Origin of the sequence: Lysinibacillus halotolerans, from assembly GCF_003711845.1 — a bacterium.
GTDB lineage: Bacteria > Bacillota > Bacilli > Bacillales_A > Planococcaceae > Ureibacillus > Ureibacillus halotolerans.
In genome coordinates this window covers 1-23,561 of record NZ_RHLQ01000050.1, presented here as the reverse complement: position 1 = coordinate 23,561, position 23,561 = coordinate 1, and the positions used below count along the sequence as shown (strand labels likewise).

At 36.6% G+C, this 23,561-nt stretch carries 19 protein-coding genes, 1 rRNA gene and 1 pseudogene; 20 read left to right on the top strand and 1 reads right to left on the bottom strand.

Annotated elements, in window-relative coordinates; translation table 11 throughout:
- The first annotated feature begins 287 nt into the window (after positions 1 to 287).
- Genes EC501_RS15510 through EC501_RS15475 form a run of 8 tightly spaced genes read left to right on the top strand, consistent with a single transcriptional unit; the run spans position 288 to position 12,110 of the window.
- A complete protein-coding gene (locus tag EC501_RS15510; protein WP_122973276.1) occupies positions 288 to 2,678 on the top strand; it encodes a hypothetical protein in 2,391 nt (796 codons plus the stop codon).
- Between the two features lie 2 nt (positions 2,679 to 2,680).
- Complete coding sequence (locus tag EC501_RS15505) at positions 2,681 to 3,616, top strand: ABC transporter ATP-binding protein (RefSeq protein WP_122973278.1); 936 nt, start codon at positions 2,681 to 2,683, stop codon at positions 3,614 to 3,616.
- Positions 3,613 to 4,464, top strand: a complete 852-nt coding sequence (locus EC501_RS15500; RefSeq protein WP_122973275.1) for an ABC transporter permease — start codon at positions 3,613 to 3,615, stop codon at positions 4,462 to 4,464. The genes EC501_RS15505 and EC501_RS15500 overlap by 4 nt, the downstream gene beginning before the upstream one ends.
- Positions 4,465 to 4,475: 11 nt before the next feature.
- On the top strand, positions 4,476 to 5,882 hold the full coding sequence (locus EC501_RS15495) for a hypothetical protein (RefSeq protein ID WP_122973274.1): 1,407 nt from the start codon (positions 4,476 to 4,478) through the stop codon (positions 5,880 to 5,882).
- 16 nt (positions 5,883 to 5,898) lie between these two features.
- Positions 5,899 to 6,894: an AAA family ATPase gene (locus EC501_RS15490; RefSeq protein ID WP_122973273.1), complete on the top strand. Its 996-nt coding sequence runs from the start codon at positions 5,899 to 5,901 to the stop codon at positions 6,892 to 6,894.
- The gene (locus EC501_RS15485) at positions 6,891 to 7,769 is read left to right on the top strand and encodes a DUF58 domain-containing protein (RefSeq protein WP_122973272.1); all 879 of its coding nucleotides are present in this window, start codon (positions 6,891 to 6,893) and stop codon (positions 7,767 to 7,769) included. The genes EC501_RS15490 and EC501_RS15485 overlap by 4 nt, the downstream gene beginning before the upstream one ends.
- A gap of 11 nt (positions 7,770 to 7,780) precedes the next feature.
- A complete protein-coding gene (locus EC501_RS15480; RefSeq protein ID WP_122973271.1) occupies positions 7,781 to 9,532 on the top strand; it encodes a vWA domain-containing protein in 1,752 nt (583 codons plus the stop codon).
- Entirely contained in the window at positions 9,516 to 12,110 is a 2,595-nt protein-coding gene (locus tag EC501_RS15475; RefSeq protein ID WP_122973270.1) for a VWA domain-containing protein, read from the top strand. Before EC501_RS15480 ends, EC501_RS15475 begins: the two co-directional genes overlap by 17 nt.
- Positions 12,111 to 12,482: 372 nt before the next feature.
- Here EC501_RS15475 and EC501_RS15470 read toward each other — a convergent pair whose 3' ends face one another.
- Complete coding sequence (locus tag EC501_RS15470; protein ID WP_122973269.1) at positions 12,483 to 13,274, bottom strand: IclR family transcriptional regulator; 792 nt, start codon at positions 13,272 to 13,274, stop codon at positions 12,483 to 12,485.
- A gap of 270 nt (positions 13,275 to 13,544) precedes the next feature.
- Here EC501_RS15470 and EC501_RS15465 point away from each other — a divergent pair.
- The 12 genes and pseudogenes from EC501_RS15465 to EC501_RS15410 all read left to right on the top strand — a co-directional run.
- Positions 13,545 to 15,004 (top strand): annotated as a pseudogene (locus EC501_RS15465) (aldehyde dehydrogenase).
- A 42-nt stretch (positions 15,005 to 15,046) separates the two neighbouring features.
- Positions 15,047 to 15,811 (top strand): 2-keto-4-pentenoate hydratase, encoded by a 765-nt coding sequence (locus EC501_RS15460; protein WP_122973277.1) that lies wholly within the window; start codon positions 15,047 to 15,049, stop codon positions 15,809 to 15,811.
- Positions 15,812 to 15,825: 14 nt separating this feature from the next.
- Positions 15,826 to 16,707 carry an acetaldehyde dehydrogenase (acetylating) gene (locus EC501_RS15455; RefSeq protein WP_122973268.1) on the top strand — a complete coding sequence of 294 codons (882 nt, stop codon included), beginning with the start codon at positions 15,826 to 15,828 and terminating at the stop codon, positions 16,705 to 16,707.
- Positions 16,708 to 16,737: 30 nt separating this feature from the next.
- Positions 16,738 to 17,754 carry a 4-hydroxy-2-oxovalerate aldolase gene (dmpG, locus tag EC501_RS15450; RefSeq protein ID WP_122973267.1) on the top strand — a complete coding sequence of 339 codons (1,017 nt, stop codon included), beginning with the start codon at positions 16,738 to 16,740 and terminating at the stop codon, positions 17,752 to 17,754.
- A gap of 10 nt (positions 17,755 to 17,764) precedes the next feature.
- Complete coding sequence (locus tag EC501_RS15445) at positions 17,765 to 18,553, top strand: 2-keto-4-pentenoate hydratase (RefSeq protein WP_122973266.1); 789 nt, start codon at positions 17,765 to 17,767, stop codon at positions 18,551 to 18,553.
- Between the two features lie 27 nt (positions 18,554 to 18,580).
- Positions 18,581 to 18,772, top strand: coding sequence for a 4-oxalocrotonate tautomerase (locus EC501_RS15440; protein WP_122973265.1), 192 nt, complete (start codon positions 18,581 to 18,583; stop codon positions 18,770 to 18,772).
- A 707-nt stretch (positions 18,773 to 19,479) separates the two neighbouring features.
- On the top strand, positions 19,480 to 21,249 hold the full coding sequence (dnaX, locus tag EC501_RS15435; protein ID WP_122973264.1) for a DNA polymerase III subunit gamma/tau: 1,770 nt from the start codon (positions 19,480 to 19,482) through the stop codon (positions 21,247 to 21,249).
- 62 nt (positions 21,250 to 21,311) lie between these two features.
- The gene (locus tag EC501_RS15430) at positions 21,312 to 21,626 is read left to right on the top strand and encodes a YbaB/EbfC family nucleoid-associated protein (protein ID WP_122973263.1); all 315 of its coding nucleotides are present in this window, start codon (positions 21,312 to 21,314) and stop codon (positions 21,624 to 21,626) included.
- A 12-nt stretch (positions 21,627 to 21,638) separates the two neighbouring features.
- Positions 21,639 to 22,235, top strand: coding sequence for a recombination mediator RecR (recR, locus tag EC501_RS15425; RefSeq protein ID WP_122973262.1), 597 nt, complete (start codon positions 21,639 to 21,641; stop codon positions 22,233 to 22,235).
- A 363-nt stretch (positions 22,236 to 22,598) separates the two neighbouring features.
- The gene (locus EC501_RS15420; RefSeq protein ID WP_174232708.1) at positions 22,599 to 22,811 is read left to right on the top strand and encodes a YaaL family protein; all 213 of its coding nucleotides are present in this window, start codon (positions 22,599 to 22,601) and stop codon (positions 22,809 to 22,811) included.
- A gap of 62 nt (positions 22,812 to 22,873) precedes the next feature.
- The gene (locus EC501_RS15415; RefSeq protein WP_122973260.1) at positions 22,874 to 23,143 is read left to right on the top strand and encodes a pro-sigmaK processing inhibitor BofA family protein; all 270 of its coding nucleotides are present in this window, start codon (positions 22,874 to 22,876) and stop codon (positions 23,141 to 23,143) included.
- Between the two features lie 353 nt (positions 23,144 to 23,496).
- Positions 23,497 to 23,561 (top strand): 16S ribosomal RNA (locus EC501_RS15410); the annotation flags it as partial.

The following is a 23,561-nucleotide window of genomic DNA, read 5'->3' as shown; positions in this document are numbered from 1 at the left end:
ACGAGATTAAAGAACAAATACGGTTGACGGTCAATTAAAAAAGCCCCTTTAGGGGCAGTTAGTAAGGAGCCCTTATAGGGCGTTACTAAAACCGCCTGTTTTACAGGCGGATATTTATTTTATTACATCTTAAATCAAGAGTACCTCTCCTAAATTGTCACCCTTTTTATTAATTTATACGAACAATGCGAACAATTTTTTAAGAATTCATTATTAATTTGGTAAAAATGGAACTTAAATGTAAAATAGACGTACCAATTAAAAAAGGGGATTAAGGGGTTGAGATTTTGTTAAAGAAAAATATTTTAGCTATTTTATTTTTTGCATTCATTTTTAATTTTCTACATATAGATACTGCTAGTGCAGCGCCTAAATTGGATGTAAAAGCAGAAGCAGGAATATCTAATAAAGTTAAATATTATACACCGGTTCCATTAAAACTTACGATCACAAATAATGGTACGGCATTTTCAGGTGATTTAGTCATCGATGCAGCTGAATCTTATTCAATGGGTTCCGGCTTAGTATACCCATTAGATATAGCTGAGGGTGAAACAAAGGAAATTCAAATTTACTTAAATGGACTTGCAGAAGACTATATGTATAGTAGTCCTCAAAAAACTTTATTTTATTTTTATGAAGGTGGAATTGAAGATGGTGAAATGGTTAAATACACGGGTAGTAAGACCGTCAAACCTCAATTTCATGAACAAGAAGCAACTTTTATCTATACGCTGACTGAAAATAGTGACCGGCTTTCTTCTCTCTTACGTTTAAGACAGTATTCTACTTTCAATGTGGAAGTATTTAATTTAAATCAATTAAAAAATTATGAATTTCCAACTGATGAAAAAGGGCTAGCGATGGCTAATGTGTTAGCTGTCGATGAAATTAGCCTAACAGACTTTTCTGAGGAACAACAAAACGCAATATATAGTTGGGTTGAGAAGGGGGGAGTTCTTTTAATCGGTGCCTCTGACCAAGTAGAGGCTTCTGTAGGAATTTTTAAAGATTATCTTCCATTATCACTTTCAAATGAGAAAGTCACTGTATCTCAGGAGAGATTAAAGACACTATCCCAAAATGGTGTGTTTACGCAAGATATTGATGTATATAAGGCGACTGAAAAGGAAGGAAGTCATCGTCTACTAGCAGATGGAAACACAATTTTAGCTTCTAAAAAAACTCTAGGCAGCGGGCAAATTATTCAAACGACATTCTCCCTAGGAGATCAACCACTTGCTTCAATGGATGGTTATTCAAAATTACTATCTGAAATTTTAAAACTACAAACTACAGTACAAAATAATAGCTTTGCAATGAATTTTGGTAATTTCAACGACTATCTTCCCCATGAAGTGGGAAGTGTAAATGAACTGTTTCCTTCCTTTGAAATATCGACGACTATGCTAGTCATTGTCATTATTATTTACATTTTATTTATTGGACCAATGCTTTACTTTATTTTAAAAAGAATGGATAAGCGGGAACATGCTTGGTGGCTTATTCCACTATTATCCATTGGTTTATCCCTTTGTCTTTTCATTTTTGGGGCAAAGGATCGTTTAATGCAGTCTCAAATACAACAAGCTGCTTTTTATAAAGTAGAAGGAGATAGTTTAACTGGTAAGTATATGGAGACCATTTTAACAAATCGCAGTGGAGATTTTACGTTTAATCTAGATGAAAATACTACTGCTACTGCATCGCAAGGTATGGATTATTATTATTCAAGTCCAGCTGACAATGTTTTACATGAAAAATCCTATGTTAAAGAACGTGCAAATGGTTCTATTATTCAATTGAGAAATTTAAATTACTGGTCTGTTCAATCGATTGTTGGGGAAACAACCATTCATAATGCAGGGAATATGGATATTCAGTTGACAGTAAAAGACGGGTTAATCGAAGGGACTGTAACGAATCATTTCCCGTTTAAATTGAATGATGTGACTATTTGGTCGGGTACAAAAGAAATAGAACTAGGAGATATTGAATCGGAAGGTGCATTGAAAGTATCGGAACAAGTAAAAAATTCCGTTTTACTTTCACCGTCGATTACAAACTACGGATATAATGCTCCACAATCGAAAGATGACTTATTACCAATGCGTTTAGAAAAAGTAAAGTATGGAGCAGGTGGCTTAATTCAGGATGACCATGCTCCTACAATCATAGCGTGGACAGATGAATCGTTAGTGGGCATTGAATTAGATGGGAATGCTGAAGTCTCACCAGTAGCGTATATTGCTCAAACATTTGAGCCGAAGATGGAACTTTCAGGTGGATTTACTTTAAATAAAGATACGTTAGAAGAATATGTAGAGCCAACAAATGCTACAAGTTATATGGAATTAACAAGTGAATCATCGAATGAATGGTATCTAGACAAAGGCGATTATAACTATACAGTTCAAATTCCATCAGAGTTAATCGAAAATTCTTCATGGACAGAACTATCTGTTTCGAATAAAGCATCTAATCGACTTGAGATAGCTATATGGAATATAAAAACTTCACAATTTGAAGATATTCAAGAAGCGAGTAAAACCTTTAAAGACAATTTAGATCAATACGTATCAACAGAAGGACAAATTAAAATGCTAGTCCGATTAAATGATTATTTAGGAACACCAGTTAGAATGCCAGATGTAGAAATTAAGGGGGTGGCACAATAATGATGGTTGATATTAAAGGATTAACAAAAAAATACGGCTCATTTGTTGCATTAAATAACTTAAACTTGTCATTAGATGAAGGAGTTGTATTTGGGTTCGTAGGTGCCAATGGTGCTGGTAAATCTACTACTTTTTCTATACTAGCTACTCTTTTATCACCTACATCTGGTGACGCGTTTATAAACGGTAAAAGTGTTGTTCGTGAGCCGAAAGAAGTAAGAAAGCTAATTGGTTATATGCCTGATTTCTTTGGAGTTTATGATCAACTAAAAGCCGACGAATATTTAGATTTTTATGGGGCAAGTTATGGTCTTTCTGCTGCGGAAAGGCAAGTTCTTATCCCGCAGTTATTAGAGCTTGTTAACCTTTCACATAAACGATATGAATATGTCGATTTACTATCTCGTGGTATGAAGCAACGTCTTTGCTTAGCTCGTTCTCTTATTCACGATCCAAAGGTGCTTATTTTAGATGAACCTGCATCAGGATTAGATCCGCGTGCCCGAATCGAAATGCGAGATATTTTAAAGCATTTAAAATCTATGGGAAAAACAATTTTAATCTCCTCGCATATTTTACCGGAGTTAGCGGAAATGTGTGATGAAATAGGTGTAATTGATAACGGAAAGCTTATTGCCCATGGTAATGTGGCGGCGATTCAGGAGCAGTTGCAAGGAGATAAACGGATCATTGTGAAAGTATTAGAGCAAATGGAAAGGGCACGGGACTTCTTTGAAGAGGATCCTTTTATCTCCTCTATTGAAGTAGCTGACAGTAGAAATGAAATATCCTTTAATTATCGAGGGAAAACGGAAGATCAAGTGAAGCTCTTACGAAAGGCGTTACTTGCTGATATTCCGATTTATACGTTAACCGAAGAGGAAAAGAACTTAGAAGATGTCTTTATGGCTATTACGAAGGGAGCGGATGAAGCATGATGGATCGTTTTTCGAATCCAGTATTATTAAAGGAATTAAAATTGCGATTCCGCGCCTTTAAAAGTTTTTCTGGCTTAATGTTTTACTTAGCTGTTTTATGTATTTTCGTGGCAGGATTTTTATTAATCCGCACACAATTTACAGGTACTAATTTTTTTAGACCAGATGATAGCTTCACGATGTTCGCTGTTTTAAGTGTGCTTCAGATGGGATTAGTAATGTTTATAACTCCAGGATTAACAGCGGGTGCAATTAGTACAGAACGAGAGAAACAAACATTAAATATACTACTGACTACAACCCAAAGTTCTACTCAAATTATCATTGGTAAACTTTTATCGTCAGTTGCCTTTTTAGTACTAATGTTATTGGCAGGGTTGCCGTTATATAGTCTTGTATTTTTATTTGGAGGGGTATCGCCTTCCCAATTTGTAACGATTTTCCTTTTATACTTAATAACACTCGTTGCTATTGGTAGTATAGGAATAATGTTTTCAACAATAACAAAGAAAACAATTGTATCAATGATTGCGACATATGGTGCAATGATTTTTCTAGGAGGAATTACCGCCTTCTTCTTCTTTATGGGTGTTTCGATGGAACAAATGTCAATGGGTATGAGTACAGCAACACCGTTTGCACCTATTACTTATTTTTGGGCGAGCATTAACCCTGGTGCATTAATGGTGACAATTCTTTATCCGGAAATGGCAAATAGTTTGGAATCGGTAGTTGGTATATCGTTGCCAATTTGGGTAGTTTACTTAATTTTTTATATATTACTTACAGTATTTTGTTTATTTGTGGCCATCCGTAAATTACGGGCAAACATGAAAACAAATCGATAGGAGGAAGGACGATGAATCGTCGAAACCTGTTAGGGCATTTTATTCGTCGGGCTAAAAGAAGTCTTAATATGGAGCGTTTATTAGTTCAATTACAATATGGAATATTCCTTTGCCTTGCCTTAAGTGCGACGATTCTCGTTGTATCCCGCCTGTTTGTCTTTCCTTATTATAGGGAAGTTGCGATTTACGTTGGAATCGGTATTCTTTTTGCTGTAGGAATTTATATATGGTGGAAAAGGATAAGGGAAAAGGAGGCGTTACATCGTTTAGATGCCTTTTATCCTCATAATGAGCTTGTAACGGCCCTTTCATTTATAGATAAAAAGAATCCATTAGTGCAAACCCTTATCCAAAAGGCCGAAAATGAGTCACCGAAGGCATTTGATCGGTTTAAAAAAAGGCAGAAAGTTATTTGGAAGCCTAAAGTATTAATTGGAATTATGCTTTTGATGATAGGAATTGGCATATTGTCTTTCTTCCCTTCAGCGACGCAACAAGAAGCTATTGAGGTTGAAAAAGAACAAGAAGTCATTAAAGAGATAGAAAAAGAAGTAGCAAAGTTGGAGAAAAAAGCAACGAACGATGAGGTGAAAAAGCAACTACAGGAGCTATCAAATAAATTAAAGGATATCGAAAGTTCTGAAGAAGCTCTTCGGGAAGTAGTGAAAAAACAAAAGGAATTAAAATTGCAGGAACAAAAGCTTAAGGAAAAAGAGGCATTAGCCAAACGAGAAAATGCAGAAAATTCTGGCGGCTTATCGGCGGAAGAACAGAAGCAGCTAGAGGAATTAGCAGCTTTGCAAGAAGGTCTTACAGATACAGCGAAAAGTTCTCAAACTACTTTAAGTAAATTAGGTAAACCTATTAGTTTCGATTTACAAAATGCAATTGCTAGTGAATTAGGTTCCGAATCAGCTGAAAATGAAGGAGAACAAGGAGATTCTTCTGGAGAACAGAGCGATTCCAACGGTGATAGTCAAAATGATGGCCAACAAGGTGATAGTCAGGAAGGGAACAACGGTAACCAAAATCAAAACAGTAATGGGCAGAATGGTCAAGGTCAGGGACAGGGTCAAGGTAATGGTTCCCAAGGAAGTGGTTCTGGGAGTGGAAATGGTCAAGGGTCTAGTAGAGGCAGTGGAGCTGGATTAGGCCAAGGGAGTCGTGATTCCTTATCAATTCCCGAACGTATTGGTGGAAGCAGTGACACGACTGTTGATGGTGGGCCATTAAATGAAGGAAAAGCTGTAGGAGAGCAAAAAGGGCAAGTGCCGGTAACGAAAGGAACTATTCGACCTTATGAAGAAGTAATAGGCGATTATAAAGATAGCTACATCGAAAGTTCAGAAAGAATGCAATTACCAAAGGATTTACAAGATATTGTACAATCTTATTTCTCATCGATAGAGTCGGAATAAGTGGGAGGACGATATGATGGCGTTTAATGAAGAACAATATAACGAAATGAGCAATCAACTGCATCAAGTAAAAAATGAAATTAGTAAATTTATCGTAGGACAAGAAGAAGCAATAGAATTTACCCTTTACTCCATTTTAGCAGATGGGCACGCTTTATTAGAAGGATTGCCTGGATTGGGGAAGACGATGTTAATACGGACAATTTCGGAAGTGCTCGATTTATCGTTTTCTCGTATTCAATTTACACCGGATTTAATGCCGACAGATATTACTGGAACGAATATTATTGAACGAACTGAAAATGGAAAGCAGCAGTTCGCCTTCCAGCCTGGACCTATATTTAGTCAAATGGTGTTAGCAGATGAGATTAACCGCGCAACACCGAAAACACAAAGTGCACTGTTAGAGGCAATGGGTGAAAAGACTGTAACAATACTTGGGGATACAAAGAAAATGGCAAAGCCTTTTTTTGTTCTCGCTACACAAAATCCAATAGAAATGGAAGGGACATATCCTTTACCAGAAGCTCAGATGGATCGTTTTTTATGCAAAATTTTAGTACCATATCCTTCTAAACAAGAACTGATGGAAATTATGAAACGTACTACTGGGGCATTGGAAGTAGATTTAGAGAAAGTAATGAATAGTGATAGCATCATTTTAGCTCAACAAATGGTAAAAGAAGTATTGGTAGCTGAAGAAATGATGGAGTATGCGGTGAATTTAGTAGTGGCTACCCATCCAGAAGGAGAAGATTCTCATCCAGAAGTTAAGCAATTTGTTATGTACGGCAGTGGTCCCCGAGGTTTACAAAGTATTATTAAACTAGCGAAGGCCCGTGCGGTATTGCATGGTCGTTTCCACGTTTCCATTGCTGATATAAAATCGGTGGCAAAGCCTGCATTGCGTCATCGAATGATGATGAATTATGAGGGCGAGGCATCTGGTAAGACAGCAGATGATATGATTGAAACTATTCTTACAACGATTCAACAAGGAGTAGGGTTATGAGCACTTCGCCATTAATTCTTCCTGATGAATGGATTGCAAAAGTAAGTCGTTTATCGATCGCTACCTCATCGAAATTACGGGGACAGCATAAAGGTTCTCATCGTTCAGGACGGTTTGGATCCTCCCTTGATTTTTCTGATTTCCGCGAATATACGTTAGGAGACGACGTTAGACAAGTTGATTGGAATGTATATGCACGAACAGAAAAGTACTATATTAAACGATTTTTAGATGAACAAGAAATGAGAGTTCACATATTATTAGATGCAACCCGTTCAATGGGAGAAGAAAAAAAATGGGTTTTTGCGCGGCAAATTGCAGCTGCCATTGGGTTGATGGTATTAAATCGGGATGATCGGTTGACCTTTTCCTATGTAGGTGAAACAAATGCTATTCCTTTTAGAAGAAAAGGGGCAAGTTATCGAAAACAGTTTCTACAAGTCCTTTCAAATTTAGAGATGGCTAGTGGAGTCGGTAGTTTTGCCAAGGAAGGAATTAAAGTTTTACCAAAGGATAGTACAGTGCTTTTTATTATTACGGATGGTTTAGAGGCGATTGCAGAGTGGGAACAATTTTTTAAACGTTTACCCCGTTTTGCAGGAGATGTACGCTGTATTCAAATTGTAACGAAGGATGAATTAAATCCGACCTATACAGGGGATGTCCGTCTTATCGATTCGGAAACCTCTCAACAAGTAAATGTGTCCGTATCAAATCGTGTAATAGCCAATTATGAAAAAGCGAGGACTACCCATGAAAGTGAATTTGAAACTTTAGTTCATCGTTTTGGGATTCGGAAAACCCAGCTTATCGTAGAGGATGGTTTACAAACTGCTATTTTTCATAAATTATTTAAGTTAAATTGGGTGCAGTGAGGTGAAGGGGTATGGGATTTAGTAATTTAATCTATTTATGGACCGCTATCCTTCCATTAATTGTCCTCATTTATTATTTCTTCCGTAAAAAATATAAAGATCAACCAGTATCTTCTACTATCTTTTGGGACGAAGTGATGCAGGAAACAAAGGCTTCTCCATATTTGAAGCATTTACAAAGGAATGCGCTCCTGTACTTACAGTTATTAGCCCTCCTTTTATTTGTTTTAGCTTTAATGAACCCATTTATCAAACAAACGGAACTTGCTGGGGAGCAATCGATTTGGATTGTTGACACTTCTGCCACTATGCTCTTGGAAGACGGCGGGTTAACAACCTTTGAACGTCATAAAGAAGAAATGAATACTTTAGTTAATGAACTAAGCGGGAAACCAGTAACTATTATTACAACAGGCGAAGAACCTAAAGTTATTGTACGACAAGAAACGGAGCCCTCTGTCATACATAAAGCGATTAACAATCTAGAAGTGACTTACGAAAAAGAACAACTAACGAAGGCGATTGATATGGCTCAAGCATTTATTGGAGATACTTCTACATCGATGTATTTATTTACCGATTCTGTAGAACGTGGCGAGTTACCTATTGAAAGTGAAAACATTAAGTGGATTGTCCATGGGGCAAGTAAAGACCTGAAAAATGTGGCAATTACCCGTTTTGCAGCTACTACAACGGAAGATAATGTTTTAGCCCTTGTTCAATTAAAAAATGAGACAGATGAAGAACAAGTAACGGAGTTAAATTTAATGGATGAAACAGGTAATGTTCTCATTTCGGAACAAGTAACTTTAAAGGGTAAAGAGGAATTAACAAAAACCTTTGATACACTGCCATTAGTTTCAGCTTTAACAGTCAATATAGAAGTGGATGATCATTATAAAGAGGATAATACGATGTTGACTTTGTTGGGAAGTGGTATGTCCCAAATTGTAATTGATCAACAAATGCACCAGCTAGTGCAAAAGGGGTTCCAAGCATTAAATAAGGACGTTAAAATTGCCCCATCAGATCAGCTTGAAGCAATGAAAGACGTAATTATCGTAACAAATCAAGCAGAACTTTTAGGGAAAACCGATACGCCAATCGTATTAATAGGTCGTAACGATGAAGTAGCTGAGGAAATCAATAGTCTTGTAGATGTATCTGATGATGCATTATTTGCTTTTAGTTCATTAGAAGATGTTTACGTCCATTCAATCTATCCTGCGTTTGACCAGTTTGAAACTATTGCAACTATTGGCGAAAAGCCATTTATTCAACGTTCAGCTAGAGGAGATATTGTTATTTTAGCTGATATTCAGTCTACTGACTGGCCATTACACCCTTCATTTCCACTTTTTTTATGGGGACTACAAAATGAATTAGTAGGAGGAACTGAAAATTTAGGTACTTTTTCGCCAAATGAAAGCCGATCAGTACCGTTAGCAACAGGGGAATGGTCTATCTATTCTGGAGAGGATGAATATGTTTCATCCATTGAGAGTGGTAGTGAGTTTCGTGCGCCAGTAAAACCAGGTCTATACTCCATTCGCTCGAACGAAGAAGAAAAACAATTCATTGTACAGCTCTCACCAGAGGAACGTACTGTTCAAGAAGGGACGAGCTTTGAATTAGGTGTCATACAAAATAGTGGAGAAGAGGAAGAAACGAAGCAATCATTTATCCAATGGCTATTAATCCCTATTTTATTCATACTAGTTATTGAGTGGGAGGTGCAAAGAAGACGTGGATTTGCGAATTGATTACCCACTTGCTCTATTGTTACTTATCCCGCTACTAGGATATTTTGTTTGGACATGGTGGCATCATCGAAAACAATTAAGAAAAAATCAGCAAATTGTATTTGGTATTCGATTACTTGCTGTTTTAACGTTAGTGTTTGCCCTGTCCGCACCTTATTTACTTTTACCAGTTAAAGAAGAGCAAGTAGTCTTTTTAATTGACCGATCTGCTTCGGTAGAAGGGACAATAGATCAAGCTGTTGCTTTTATTGAAGAAAGCTTACAGTCTAAAAAAAATTCCCATCTTGTAGGAATTTATTCCTTTGCTTCGGATCTTCAAACAGAGTCAATTCTTACTGATTCGTTGGAGCATGTTCCTGAACTGAGTGAAATGACAAAGGAAAGTGAAACAAATATTGCGCAGGCAATACAGCTCACAACAGGTATCGTTGATCTAGAAAAGGCGACAAGAATTGTTTTATTAACCGATGGATTAGAGACAAAAGGGGATGTAACGGAACAGCTAACAAAGTTAACGAATTCCAATGTCTCCATTGATATTGTGGAGTTAAGTAAAGAGGTGAATGCAGACGTATCGATTCGAAGCTTTACGACACCACAAGTGGCTTATGCAGGAGAACAACAACAGCTAGAAACAGAAATTGAAGCAACTTCTCAGGCAACAGGTGAATTGTATTTATATGAAAATGATCAACTCATACACCAAGAAGCAATACAATTAGAAGAGGGAACAAATACATTTACTTACCGCCATGTTGGAAAAGCGGAAGGACTCGTTAAATATGAAGCTCTTGTTCAAGTGGAGGAAGATGCAATTTTAGAAAACAATCAATTAACGAGTGTTACGATGGTACAAAGCACACCTCGTTTATTAATTGTCAGTGACCGAGAGGGTGGATCCCCTATTGCTTCAGCATTAGGTACTAATTCTGTTCAATATACAGTAATGCCTTCAAGTGAATTACCGAATTCTTTATCAAGTTATTTACACTATAATGCGATTATTTTTGATAATATCCCAGGTCATTTAGTTGGGGAAGAAAAGATGGGCATTATTGAGCAAGCTGTTAAAAACTTCGGAGTCGGTTTTATGATGGTCGGCGGGGAAAATAGCTTTGGACTTGGAGGATATTTTAAAACTCCGATTGAAGCTTTGCTGCCGGTCGAGATGGAAGTGAAGGGGAAACAACAATTACCTTCCCTTGGACTCGTTATAGTTCTCGATCGTTCTGGCAGTATGATGGGGCCCAAGATTGAATTAGCCAAAGAAGCTGCTGCTCGTTCGGTTGAACTGTTACGTGAAGAAGATACTTTAGGTTTTATTGCCTTCGATGATCGCCCGTGGGAGATAATTGAGACAGCCCCGTTAAAGGATAAGGAAAAAGCGGTCAATACAATTTTATCAATCGCTCCGGGTGGAGGTACTGAAATTTATTCTTCGTTGGAAATGGCGTATGAAAATTTAGCAGACTTATCATTACAGCGAAAACATATTATTTTATTAACCGATGGACAGTCGTATACCCAAAATAGCTATGAAGATTTAATCGAAGAAGGAAAAGGGAATAATATAACGTTATCAACGGTCGCTATTGGAGCAGATGCTGATGGAGTTCTACTTGAATCGCTAGGTGAATTAGGAAGTGGACGTTACTATAGTGTAATTGATGAAACCACGATTCCTTCTATTTTATCCCGTGAAACAGCGATGGTTTCGAGAACTTATATCGAAGATAATCCGTTCTATCCGGTTATTTATAATGCCGAAGGGTGGAATGATCTTTTTAAAAATGGTGTTCCACAAATGAATGCTTATATAGGGACGACAGCCAAACAAACAGCGACGGTTATTGCTGAAAGTGAGAAGGAGGACCCTGTATTAGCAGAATGGCAATATGGGTTAGGAAAAACGATTGCCTTTACATCCGATTCTTCGGGAGCGTGGACTGGAGATTGGGCTCGTTGGGAGGAATGGCCCAACTTCTGGCAAACTGCTGTTTCAAGATTGTTCCCAACTTATAACGATATTGCTTATGATATTCGCCGTGACTCGGAAGGTTCCTTTGTAATTACTGACCCAACAAATCAAGCTGCCTTTTTAGATGTGGCAGTAGTGGACGAATCCGGAGAGGAACTCGATGTTCAATCTGATCCTATTTCGGCAAGTAAAGTCCGAACGGTAGTTGAAGCTGACCCAGGTCTAGTATTTTTCAGAATTACGAGTGGAGATGGATCGATATACCAGGCAGGATTAACGATTCCATATAGCGCGGAATATGAGTTGCATCCTCCAAATGAAACGTTATTAACTCAAATAAGTGAAAGAACTGGCGGTAAATTTTTAGAAGAACCTTCAGAAGCATTCCGAGAGTTTACACAAAAAAGTGCAGAAAAACAAAATATTACAACATGGCTTGTATTATTGAGTATGCTGTTATTCTTTATCGATATTACAATTCGCCGTTTCGGATGGTCTTTTTTACAAACTGTACGCTCAAAAAATTTAGTATCCGAAAAACAAGTTGTTGAAGAAGAAACAAATGTTGCACAACTATTAAAAGAGATGAAGAAAAAGTAGTAAGGTTAGTAGGAGCTGTTAATTAATTAGCGGCTCCTATTTATTTTGAAAATCTAATTCTTATAAATGATCTTCATTATTAGTGTCGGTAAGGAAATGCTAACAAGACCTATGCTAAAACATAACTATTAAACGAAAGAATTAAGAAGGGGAGGAAACTGTTGACATACCAAGCATTTTACCGTGTATATAGATCGCAATCTTTTTGTGAAATGTCCGGTCAATTACACGTCAAAAGAACCCTTCAAAAATTAAGCGCTCTTACATTTAGTAAGAGCGCTTAGATTATTTGTTTCCTGTATATCCGATTTTTCTAATTAATCTTCAAACGGTTTGTAAATAGCTCTTAGCACAGTCTACTAAGTGCTTGCCTTATGATTTGAATAACCTCGCATTATAACCTAACCTTACAGAAGTTTCATTTGCAGCCTGCATTAAAATGCGAGCAATAGAAGGAATTTTATAATCGTGCATTCTTTGAATAGGTCCAACAACATTAATGGCATAAATTACTTTGCCTGTATGATCTCGAATGGGTGCTGCTACAGATCGAGTTCCTTCTGTTAGTTCCTCAGTGCTAACTGCATAACCTTGTTCTTTAATTTTTTTTATTTCGGATCTTAATATATCAGGGTTCGTAATAGTATTTTTCGTAAATGGGTATAAGCCATTGTCAATAATTTCTTCTACTAAGTTTTCACTATGAAAGGCAAGGAGCACTTTTCCAGAGCTCGTACAATAGGCTGGATTTCGCCGCCCGATATGGGTCAGAATTCGAACAGGATGGTTACATTCTTTCTTTTTAATATAAATTGTATCAAGCCCATCTAATATCGCTAAGTGTGCCGTTTCTTTTGTTTTTTCAACTACTTCATTTAAAACAGGAATTGTTTCTTGATTAAACTCAAAATCATTTGAGACTAATCCTCCAAGTGTTAAAATCGTTAACCCTAAGCGGTACTCTTTTGTTTTGGGATCCTTTACTACGAAACCTTCACTAGCGAGCGTCTTCATTATTCGGCTCACAGTACTTTTGGCTAAACCTAATGATTTAGCTAAATCACTAACTCGCATGGTAGGGTTATTGACGTTGAAGCTTTTTAAAATAAGCAGGGTATTTTTTACAGAGGATAACATACTCGAATCATTCCCCATGTTTACCATTCCTCCTTTATGTTTCAAAAAGGGGACTTTTTCTTTATATTTTACTAATTTTATACTTAAAAGTATATAAACCCCCAATTATCCTCGGTGTTTCTTTGTACAGTTAGCAAAATTTTATAAAATTTAAAAAAGTTTAAGGCTGTTCCGTATAAAGGAACAGCCTTATTTGAATTGAAGGTGGTAGTTCTTATAATGAGTTTAAAATTAGAGTTGTGAAAAGTTGGAATTTGTAAAAAAACATTATTCACACTCAAAAGTGGAGGGATTTAAATGATTACAACAGAAGCGAAGGTAAAACCGATTGATTGTCAACATTATATTGAAGGAAGATATATTCCTTCAAAAAGCGGAAAAACATTTGAAAATATTAATCCAGCTACCGAGGAAGTTTTGGGAATTGTTGCCGAAGGCGGCAAAGAAGAAGTGGACTTAGCGGTGCAAGCAGCTCGAAAGGCGTTAAAAGGAGAATGGGGGAAGCTTCCGTTAAGAAAACGTTCAGCGATATTACGTAAAATTGGTGATCTCATTTTAGAAAGAAAAGATGAATTAGCCATGTTAGAAACATTGGATACAGGAAAACCATTATGGCTCTCCAAAAATGTAGATATTGACCGTGCTGCCTACAATTTTCATTTTTTGCAGACTATATGATTTCTGTTGGTACTGAAACATATCACCAAGATGATATTGCTATTCATTATGCGGTACGTCGGCCGGTGGGAGTTGTTGGATTAATTAATCCTTGGAATTTACCGTTGTTGCTTATGACATGGAAGCTTGCACCGGCCCTTGCTGGAGGAAATACAGTGGTGATGAAACCATCTGAAGTTACACCAATGACAGCAACAGTCCTTGCACAAATTTGTTCGGATGCAGGTGTACCTGATGGTGTTGTTAATATGGTACATGGTTTTGGAGAAACAGGGGCTGCTATTACTTCTCATCCTGATGTAGATGCAATTGCCTTCACAGGAGAAACAGTTACGGGTAGTGCGATTATGAAAGCAGCAGCTCCAACATTAAAAAAGCTATCCTTTGAGTTAGGCGGTAAAAATCCGAATATTATTTTTGCTGATGCTGATTTAGATGATGTCGTTGAAACAACACTACGTTCCAGTTTTATGAACCAAGGGGAAGTTTGTTTATGTGGTTCAAGAATTTATGTAGAAAGAACAATCATGGATGAGTTCCTTGAGAAATTTGTTAACGAAACGGAAAAATTAACAGTAGGCGACCCAATGGATCCGAATACAAAAGTTGGCGCATTAGTTAGTGAAGAGCATTACCGGAAAGTGCAAAGTTATTTAGAACTTGTACCACAAGAAGGAGGAAAGTTCTTAACTGGAGGTAAACAAGCACAAGGATTGGAAAAGGGGTATTATATCGAACCTACGATTATTACAGGACTTGGCAAAGACTCTCGATGTGTTCGTGAAGAGATATTTGGTCCTGTTGTAACGGTAATACCATTTGATACGGAAGAAGAATTATTGGAACAAGTAAATGATACGCATTATGGACTAAGTGCTTCCCTTTGGACAACAAATATTAAACGTGCCCATCGTATTGCTGGCCAAATTGAAGCGGGGATGGTGTGGATCAATACATGGTTCTTACGTGATTTACGCACACCATTTGGAGGTATGAAACATAGCGGCCTTGGTCGTGAAGGTGGAGCTCACAGCTTTGATTTCTACACTGAATTGTCCAATATTACGATTAAACTTTAGGAGGCGCTTTTAGTGAACAAAACCAATGTACTTGATACTAAAATGTTTTCTAATCACCTAGCAAATGCTTGGAATATTGGCGAAGGGGTTCAACCTGTAACAGCTTTAAATCCCGATCTTCATGTTGATGATGCTTATAAGATTCAGTTATATACAATTCAACAACAAGTGCAGTCTGGCCAAACTATTACAGGTAAGAAAATTGGGTTGACGTCCAAGTCTATGCAAACAATGTTAGGGGTTGGGGAACCTGATTTTGGTCATTTGTTAGATGGAATGGAACTTAAAAATGGAGATAGTCTTTCTTTCAAAAAATTACTACAGCCAAAAGTTGAGGCGGAAATTGCGTTCATATTAAAAGAAGATCTAGTTGGTCCGAACATTACTTCCTTTGATGTACTACTTGCAACAGATTATATCGTCCCAGCACTTGAAATCGTAGACAGTAGAATTAAAGATTGGGAAATCACCTTAGTCGATACAGTTGCCGATAATGCTTCATCCGGTTTTTATGTTTTAGGTGAAAATCGTAAAAAAATAACGGAAGTCGATTTAAAGCAAATAGGTATGGCGCTCTATCACAATGATGTATTGCAAAATACAGGAGTAGGGGCAGCTGCTTTGGGAAATCCCGCAAAATGCGTGGCATGGTTAGCAAATAAACTTGCAGATTACGACGTAGCTCTAAAAGCTGGAGAAGTGGTTTTATCAGGTGCTTTATCTGCTACTATTGAAGTGAAACCTGGAGATCGTTGTCGTGCAAAATTTGCTGAACTTGGAGAAGTAGCAGTTTCATTTACTGAGTAAAAGGGGGAAAGGTTATGAGCAAAGTAAAGGTCGGAATCATTGGAACTGGTAATATTGGTTCGGACTTAATGATGAAGTTAGCCCGATCCGAAGTACTGGAATTAACTACAGTAATGGGAGTAGATCCCTCCTCAAGGGGAATGCAACGTGCAAAAAGGGATGGCTATCAAGTGTTTGAAAATGGTATTGACGGTTTGCTTCAATATCCAAATAGTGTGGATATTTTGTTTGATGCGACCAGTGCCAATGCCCATATTCATAACGCACAAGTTGCAAAAAAACTCGGTAAACAAATGATTGATTTAACTCCTGCTGCTATTGGACCTTTCATTGTACCACCTGTTAATTTAGGTGCTCATTTAGATACTGACAATGTCAATCTAGTTACATGTGGAGGCCAAGCTACCATTCCTATTATTCACGCAATCAATAAAGTGGAGTGTGTTGAATATGCCGAAATAGTGGCTACCATTTCCAGTAAAAGTGCAGGACCAGGAACAAGGGCAAATATAGATGAGTTTACAGAAACAACAGCGAAAGCTATCGAAGTAGTGGGAGGAGCAAAAAAGGGGAAAGCAATAATAATTTTAAATCCTGCTGAACCACCCATTATGATGAGAGATACTGTTCACGCCATTGTGAACAATAATCAAGTTAATCAAGAGCTTGTAGCCGATTCTATTTATAAAATGGTAGAAAAAGTTCAATCTTACGTACCAGGCTATAAATTACGTACAGAACCGATATTTGAAGACAATAAAATTACAGTATTCCTTGAAATCGAAGGGGCTGGACATTATTTACCGAAGTATGCTGGGAATCTAGATATTATGACATCAGCAGCTGTTAAAGTGGCAGAAGAATTTGCAAAACACCGTATGGAAACAATTGTATAGAGGCTTTTTAAAAGAGGGGGGATACTTAAAGTGGAAAAAGAAATAATCATTACGGAAGTAGCCTTACGGGACGGAAGTCATGCCATTGGCCATCAATATACAGTCGATCAAGTGGCGACTATTGCTAAAGCATTAAATGAAGCAAAGGTTCCTTATATTGAGGTCACCCATGGAGACGGCTTAGGAGGTTCATCCTTACAATATGGATTTTCTAAAACGGATGAAATGAAGTTAATAGAAGCTGCTGTATCTGTTGTAGATTTTTCAAAACTTGCTGTGTTGTTACTTCCAGGAATTGGTACTATTGAAAATTTAAAAGAGGCATCAAAAATAGGCGTTAAAATGGCCCGAATTGCTACTCATGTAACTGAAGCTGATATTTCAAAACAACATATCGAAACGGCGAAAAATTTAGGAATGGAAACAGTCGGCTTTTTAATGATGAGTCATATGGCTCCAGTAGAGAAGTTAGTGGAGCAGGCTAAATTAATGGAAAGTTACGGTGCAGATACAGTTTATATTGTAGATTCTGCTGGAGCACTATTGCCGAATGAAGTCCGAGAAAGAGTGAAGGCGCTTAAAAATGAACTTGCTATTAATATTGGTTTTCATGCTCATAACAATTTGTCCCTTGCCATGGGAAACACCCTTGCTGCCATTGAAGAAGGGGCAACTCGAATTGATGGAAGCATTCGTTGTTTAGGGGCAGGAGCAGGCAATACTCAAACAGAGGTTTTAATTGCCGTGTTAGAAAGGATGGGTATAAAAACAGGTATTGATTTATATAAGTTAATGGATGTATCAGAAGATATCGTTTCAAAAATTTTACTTGAACCACAAATTATTAATAGAGATAGTCTAACGTTAGGTTATGCAGGCGTCTACTCTAGTTTTTTATTACACGCTAAACGTGCAGCCCAACGATTTGGCGTCGATTCCCGAGATATTTTAATGGAGTTAGGGAAAAGAAAAGTAGTTGGTGGTCAAGAAGATATGATTGTCGACGTAGCTGCTGAACTCTCTAAAGAGAAAATAACAATCGGGTAGGAGGAGCTTGATGAACCATCATTTAATCGCAGAACTTACAGAGTATGTCCACAACGCAGAAAAAGATAAGAAAGAAATTGAAAAAATTACTGCTCAGTTATATCCAACATTAACAATTGAGGAAGCTTATATGATTCAAGAAGAGCTTATTAAACAGAAGTTAGAGCAAGGTTATAAAATTGTTGGACCAAAAATGGGGATTACAAGTGAAGCAAAAATGAAACAAATGAACGTCAAAGATCCTATTTATGGTTACATCTTTGATTATATGATAGTAGAGGACGGAGACTTTATTTCATTATCTGATTATATCCATCCAAAAGTAGAGCCGGAGATTGGTTTTGTTTTAGGAAAAGATCTAGAAGGACCGAATATTACAGTCCAAGATGTTTTAGATGCAACAGAATACGTATTCCCTGCAATTGAAATTATTGATAGCCGATACGAAAATTTTAATTTTACACTGCCAGATGTCATTGCGGACAACACATCAGCGAGGGGAGCTGTATTCGGTACTAACTTGCGAAACCCAGAAGATGTAGCACTCGATATGGTAGGTGTCACGTTATCAATCAACGGTAAGGTGCAAGCTTTAGGAGCAGGTGCAGCAGTACTTGGTCACCCAGCAAATTCAGTTGCTCGATATGCCAATATGATTAGTAGAAAGGGACAAAAGGTAAAAGCGGGACAACCGATTTTAACTGGAGGTTTAACGGAAGCTATCCGACTTTCTGCTGGAGACTTTGTGCAAGTGAAGCTTGGAGGTATCGGAGAAGTATCCTTTTTTGTTAAAAAATAGTTGTTCATTCAATTAGGAGGTAGAGTAATGCCGTTCATTAATATTCAAATTATGGAGGGGCGACCTCCAGAAAAAATAGAAGGTTTAATAGCGGATGTAACAGAGGCGGTCAGCAAATCATTAGATGCTCCTTCAGAAAGCATTCGTATAGTCGTCAGCGAAGTTCCTAAATCCCATTGGGGGATTGGAGGCACCAGTGCTAAGAAGTTAGGAAGGTAAAGAGAATAATGTTAACGAAGAGTTATCTCAATTAGTTAGTGAGATAACTCTTTTTATTAGGTAGAATTATTTTTTCTTTAAATACAGTTAAAAATTCTCAAGTAAAATGGAGGGAAATTATTTTTCGGATATTAACCTGTTCTTTTAATTAAATCTGCATACTCATGGTCGTCAAGCGTAGTATGAAACTCATGAATTTTGGTTCCCATTTCGGTTAAACTTAATATTACTTTTCGTTGGTGCATGGCTTTAACTTTATATACAATCAAGTGCTAGTAACATCTATCCAATTTGGTAGTGGTTAATGGAAATTGATTATACCTACTTTCAGAGCTACGTGGGGATCGTTGCTATTGCGAAGGCAACCTTTGGAGTTTGGATTAAATTTATGGCACCATTGTTTTATGATTTGGATAGGTATATCGGTCGTTATTTTGTACTATATTTCATTTCCTCGGTTGGTTGAACAGAGTTTTAAGTAACATTGAATTTTTAATTAGGTTAATTAGAGTATGGATGGATACACTCTAAATAACCTTTTATCTATTTCGGGGGATATTTTACTAAATGTATTACACTAATATATAAACTAGTTTTTGCTATTATTAATAAGTTTGTTTTTTTGATCCATTCAAAGAAGAAAAGCACTCTTGTTTTATGCTATAATGTAGCTACTTAAATCGTGAACTTAGAAGGGGAGGAAAAAATTGACGTATCAAGCATTTTACCGTGTTTATAGGCCGCAAAGTTTCCGAGAAATGTCAGGTCAAACACATGTAAAAAGAACCCTTCAAAATGCTCTAGAGGCAAATAAAACAACCCATGCTTATCTATTTTCAGGTCCTCGAGGGACTGGGAAAACAAGTACTGCGAAAATTTTTGCTAAAGCATTAAATTGTGAAAAAGCTCCAACAAAGGAACCGTGTAATGAATGTCCTACATGTTTAAGTATTACAGAAGGTTCCCATCCAGATGTTATTGAATTTGATGCGGCATCGAATTCCCGTGTTGAAGAAATGCGGGATATTATTGAGAAAGTAAGATTTGCTCCAGCTAATGCTCGTTTCAAAGTGTATATTATCGATGAAGTGCATATGCTTTCTACTAGTGCCTTTAATGCACTTTTAAAAACGTTAGAAGAACCGCCTCCCCATGCTGTTTTTATTTTAGCGACTACGGAGCCTCATAAACTACCTGCGACAATTATTTCAAGGTGTCAGCGTTTTGATTTTAAACGTTTATCTTCTAATGATATTTTAGAACGAATGAAAATTATTTTAGAGGATATTGATTTACCGTTTGAAGAACAAGCCTTAAAGGTAATTGCGCAAGCATCAGCTGGTGGGATGCGTGATGCATTAAGCTTATTAGATCAAGTTGTATCGTTTAGTGGGGATAAGTTAACGTTAGAAAACGCTCTTCTTGTAAGCGGGTCGATTAGCCAAGACGTCTTTTACGATATAGCCTTTGCATTAAAAAATAAAGAAATTGCACAAGTATTAAGTTCTTTAGAAGAATTAATAGCTGAAGGTAAGGATCCGGTTCGATTATCAGAAGACTTTATTACTTTTTTCCGAGATTTATTGTTATTACAAACAAGTAGTGATTTAACTGAATTGCTGGAATTAGTAACATCGGAAGAAAAGTTTATAACATTAGCTCATGAATTTAACGCCGATACACTTTACGGATATATCGATATACTAGCTAAAACGCAACAAGAAATGCGTTTTTCCCATCATACTAAAATCTATTTGGAAACGGCTTTATTAAAAATGGCTCAAGTTCAAAATAGCAGTGTGGTGAATGGGCATGTTGGAGGCAGTGTTGACCCAGCTGTAAATGAAAAAGTGGCGAATCTTGAAAAAATGGTTCAACAGTTAACTTTACAATTGCAAAATGGGATTTCAGCACAAGGTAACCCTGCAATTCAACAGAGGGAAGCGCCACGTCCTCGAGCAAAAACGACTGGTTACAACGCGCCTGTTGGTAGAATTCGTGAAGTATTAAAAGGGGCAACAAAACAAGATATTCATCAAATTAAAAGTGCTTGGGCGCAAACATTAAGTCAGTTACAAAAATCACAAGCGGCATTATTAGCTGAAGCGGAACCGGTTGCAGCATCAAGTAGTGCATTTGTGGTAAAATTCAAGTATGATATTCATTGTCGAATGGTTGCCGAAAACAGAGAGTTTACAACACTCTTTTCTCAAATTCTCTCTCAAATAACAGGAACAATGTATGAATTATTATGTATTCCTGAAAATGATTGGATATCATTGCGTCAAAGCTTTATTAAAGAAAACGGTTTAAATCAGAAAAAAGAAACAACTGATCATGAAGGGGCACTGGTTCAGGAAAATATCCATGAAGATCCATTTATCGATGATGCGCAAGAGATTGCTTCTGAAGACCCTTTAATCGCAGAAGCTGAGAAAATGTTTGGTAAAGACTTTGTTGAGGTAGTTGAAGATTAAAATTCAAAAATTGATGTTATCGATTTAGATAAGGTCAAAATGTATATTAGGAGGAATTTATAATGCGTGGAATGGGCAATATGCAAGGTATGATGAAAAAGATGCAAAAAATGCAAAAAGAAATGATGCAAGCACAGGAAGAATTAAACGCAAAAGAATTTGAAGGTACTGCTGGCGGCGGTATGGTTAAAGTAACGATGAATGGACAACGTGAAGTCCTTAGTGTTAATTTAGACCCTTCTGTAGTAGACCCTGATGATGTAGAAATGTTAGAAGATTTAATGGTTGTAGCTACAAATGAAGCATTAAAGAAAGTAGAAGAAACAACTACTGCAACAATGGGTAAATTCACACAAGGCTTAAACCTTCCATTTTAGGAGGAAACAAAAATGTATTACCCTGAACCAATATCAAAGTTAATTGATAGCTTTATGAAATTGCCAGGTATCGGTCCGAAAACTGCGGCTCGACTGGCATTTTTCGTTTTGACAATGAAAGAAGATACAGTTTTATCCTTTGCAAAAGCTTTAGTCGATGCGAAACGAAATTTAACGTATTGTTCTGTTTGTGGTCATATTACAGACGTAGATCCTTGTCAAATCTGTTCTGATAAAACACGGGATGTTTCCACTATATGTGTAGTCCAAGATCCAAAAGATGTTATTGCGATGGAAAAAATGCGTGATTATCAAGGGTTGTATCATGTACTACACGGTGCTATTTCACCAATGGATGGCGTTGGACCAGAGGATATCAATGTCGCGTCATTAATTACTCGCTTGCAGGATGAACGAGTACAGGAATTAATCTTAGCTACAAATCCTACCATTGAAGGTGAAGCAACAGCGATGTATATATCTCGCCTTGTTAAACCATCGGGAATTCGTACGACTCGTATTGCCCATGGGTTACCAGTAGGTGGGGATTTAGAATATGCAGATGAAGTTACTTTATCAAAAGCATTAGAAGGAAGACGTGAACTATAATCATTACACTAATTTCTCTTTCTAATTTCGGAGAAATTCAACTTGTTGTTTATACTTTCTATTTAAACTCAATGGCTATATCGTTGAAGCCATTCAAAAAACAAAATATGATAGATTTATAAGTTAGTAATGTGTATCAGTATTCTTTTTCCTTTGAAGTAGGTGGGAACTGTTACATATATAAAGTTTCTCATTAAAAAAATGGATTTTTAAGTTAGCTGATACCGCTAATTATCCTTTTAAATGAAAATTTCTTGAGCTGATTAGTGTTAGGTCAAGTACTAACCTAATAAAAGTAGTGAATTTTTTATTTATCATTATATGTCTTTCCTGTAAATTGGTATAAGGTGAGTGGAGTAGTTGATGTTTAGCCGTAAGGGGAAATTAAAAAAAGAATTCGATGAAAAATTAATTCATCTTATAAAAGAGACCAAAGAAGATTGGAATAGCGCAAAAGTGATTGAAGGGTTAGTAGATGATTACGATCTTGAAATCATTGCACAACGTAAAATTGCGGAAAGTATTCATTTTTATTTATTTAAAGAAGCACGAATTCGAAAAATATTACTTAAATGAACATAATAAGAGTAGACGTAAAAGCATATGCTCCTATGAATACATTATTGAGGAGGATATGATTGACAACATACATTGTAATTGGTGTTGTTTGTGCGCTACTCTTTTTTGGTATCTTAATAGGAAGAAAAATAGGGTTTAGTGTTGTTTTTGAAAAGTTAGCTATTTTATGGTTTAAGTTAGCTTGTTCATTTGCTTTACTTTACATAGCCCATATTATAGTTGATGGTTATGATATTATTGTTCCTGTTAACTTGTTTTCAGCATTAACAATAACGATTTTAGGAATACCAGGTGTAATATGTATTGGTGTTTTAACCGTATTTCAATAATCAATGAAAAAAGGTATTGCATATTTAAAGTTATAGTGATATATTAATACATGTCGCTTTTGCGATATCAAAAATTTACTTAAATTCAAAAAAAGATATTGATTTTTGAATATTGAGTTGATATAATATTAAAGCTGTCGTATGAGACGCAACATTTTAAATTTAAAAAGTTGTTGACTTAAAAGTGATAATGCGATATAATTTAAAAGTTGCTTAAGAAACACAGTGACAAATGAACCTTGAAAACTGAACAACAAAACGTTAATGAAATACAGTTTTAACTTAATAGTTGAAACGAAATTTTGGACATCATTATGATGCCAGTGTAAATTTAGAGCTTTATCAAATTTTCTTTTATGGAGAGTTTGATCCTGGCTCAGGACGAACGCTGGCGGCGTGCCTAATACATGCAAGTCGA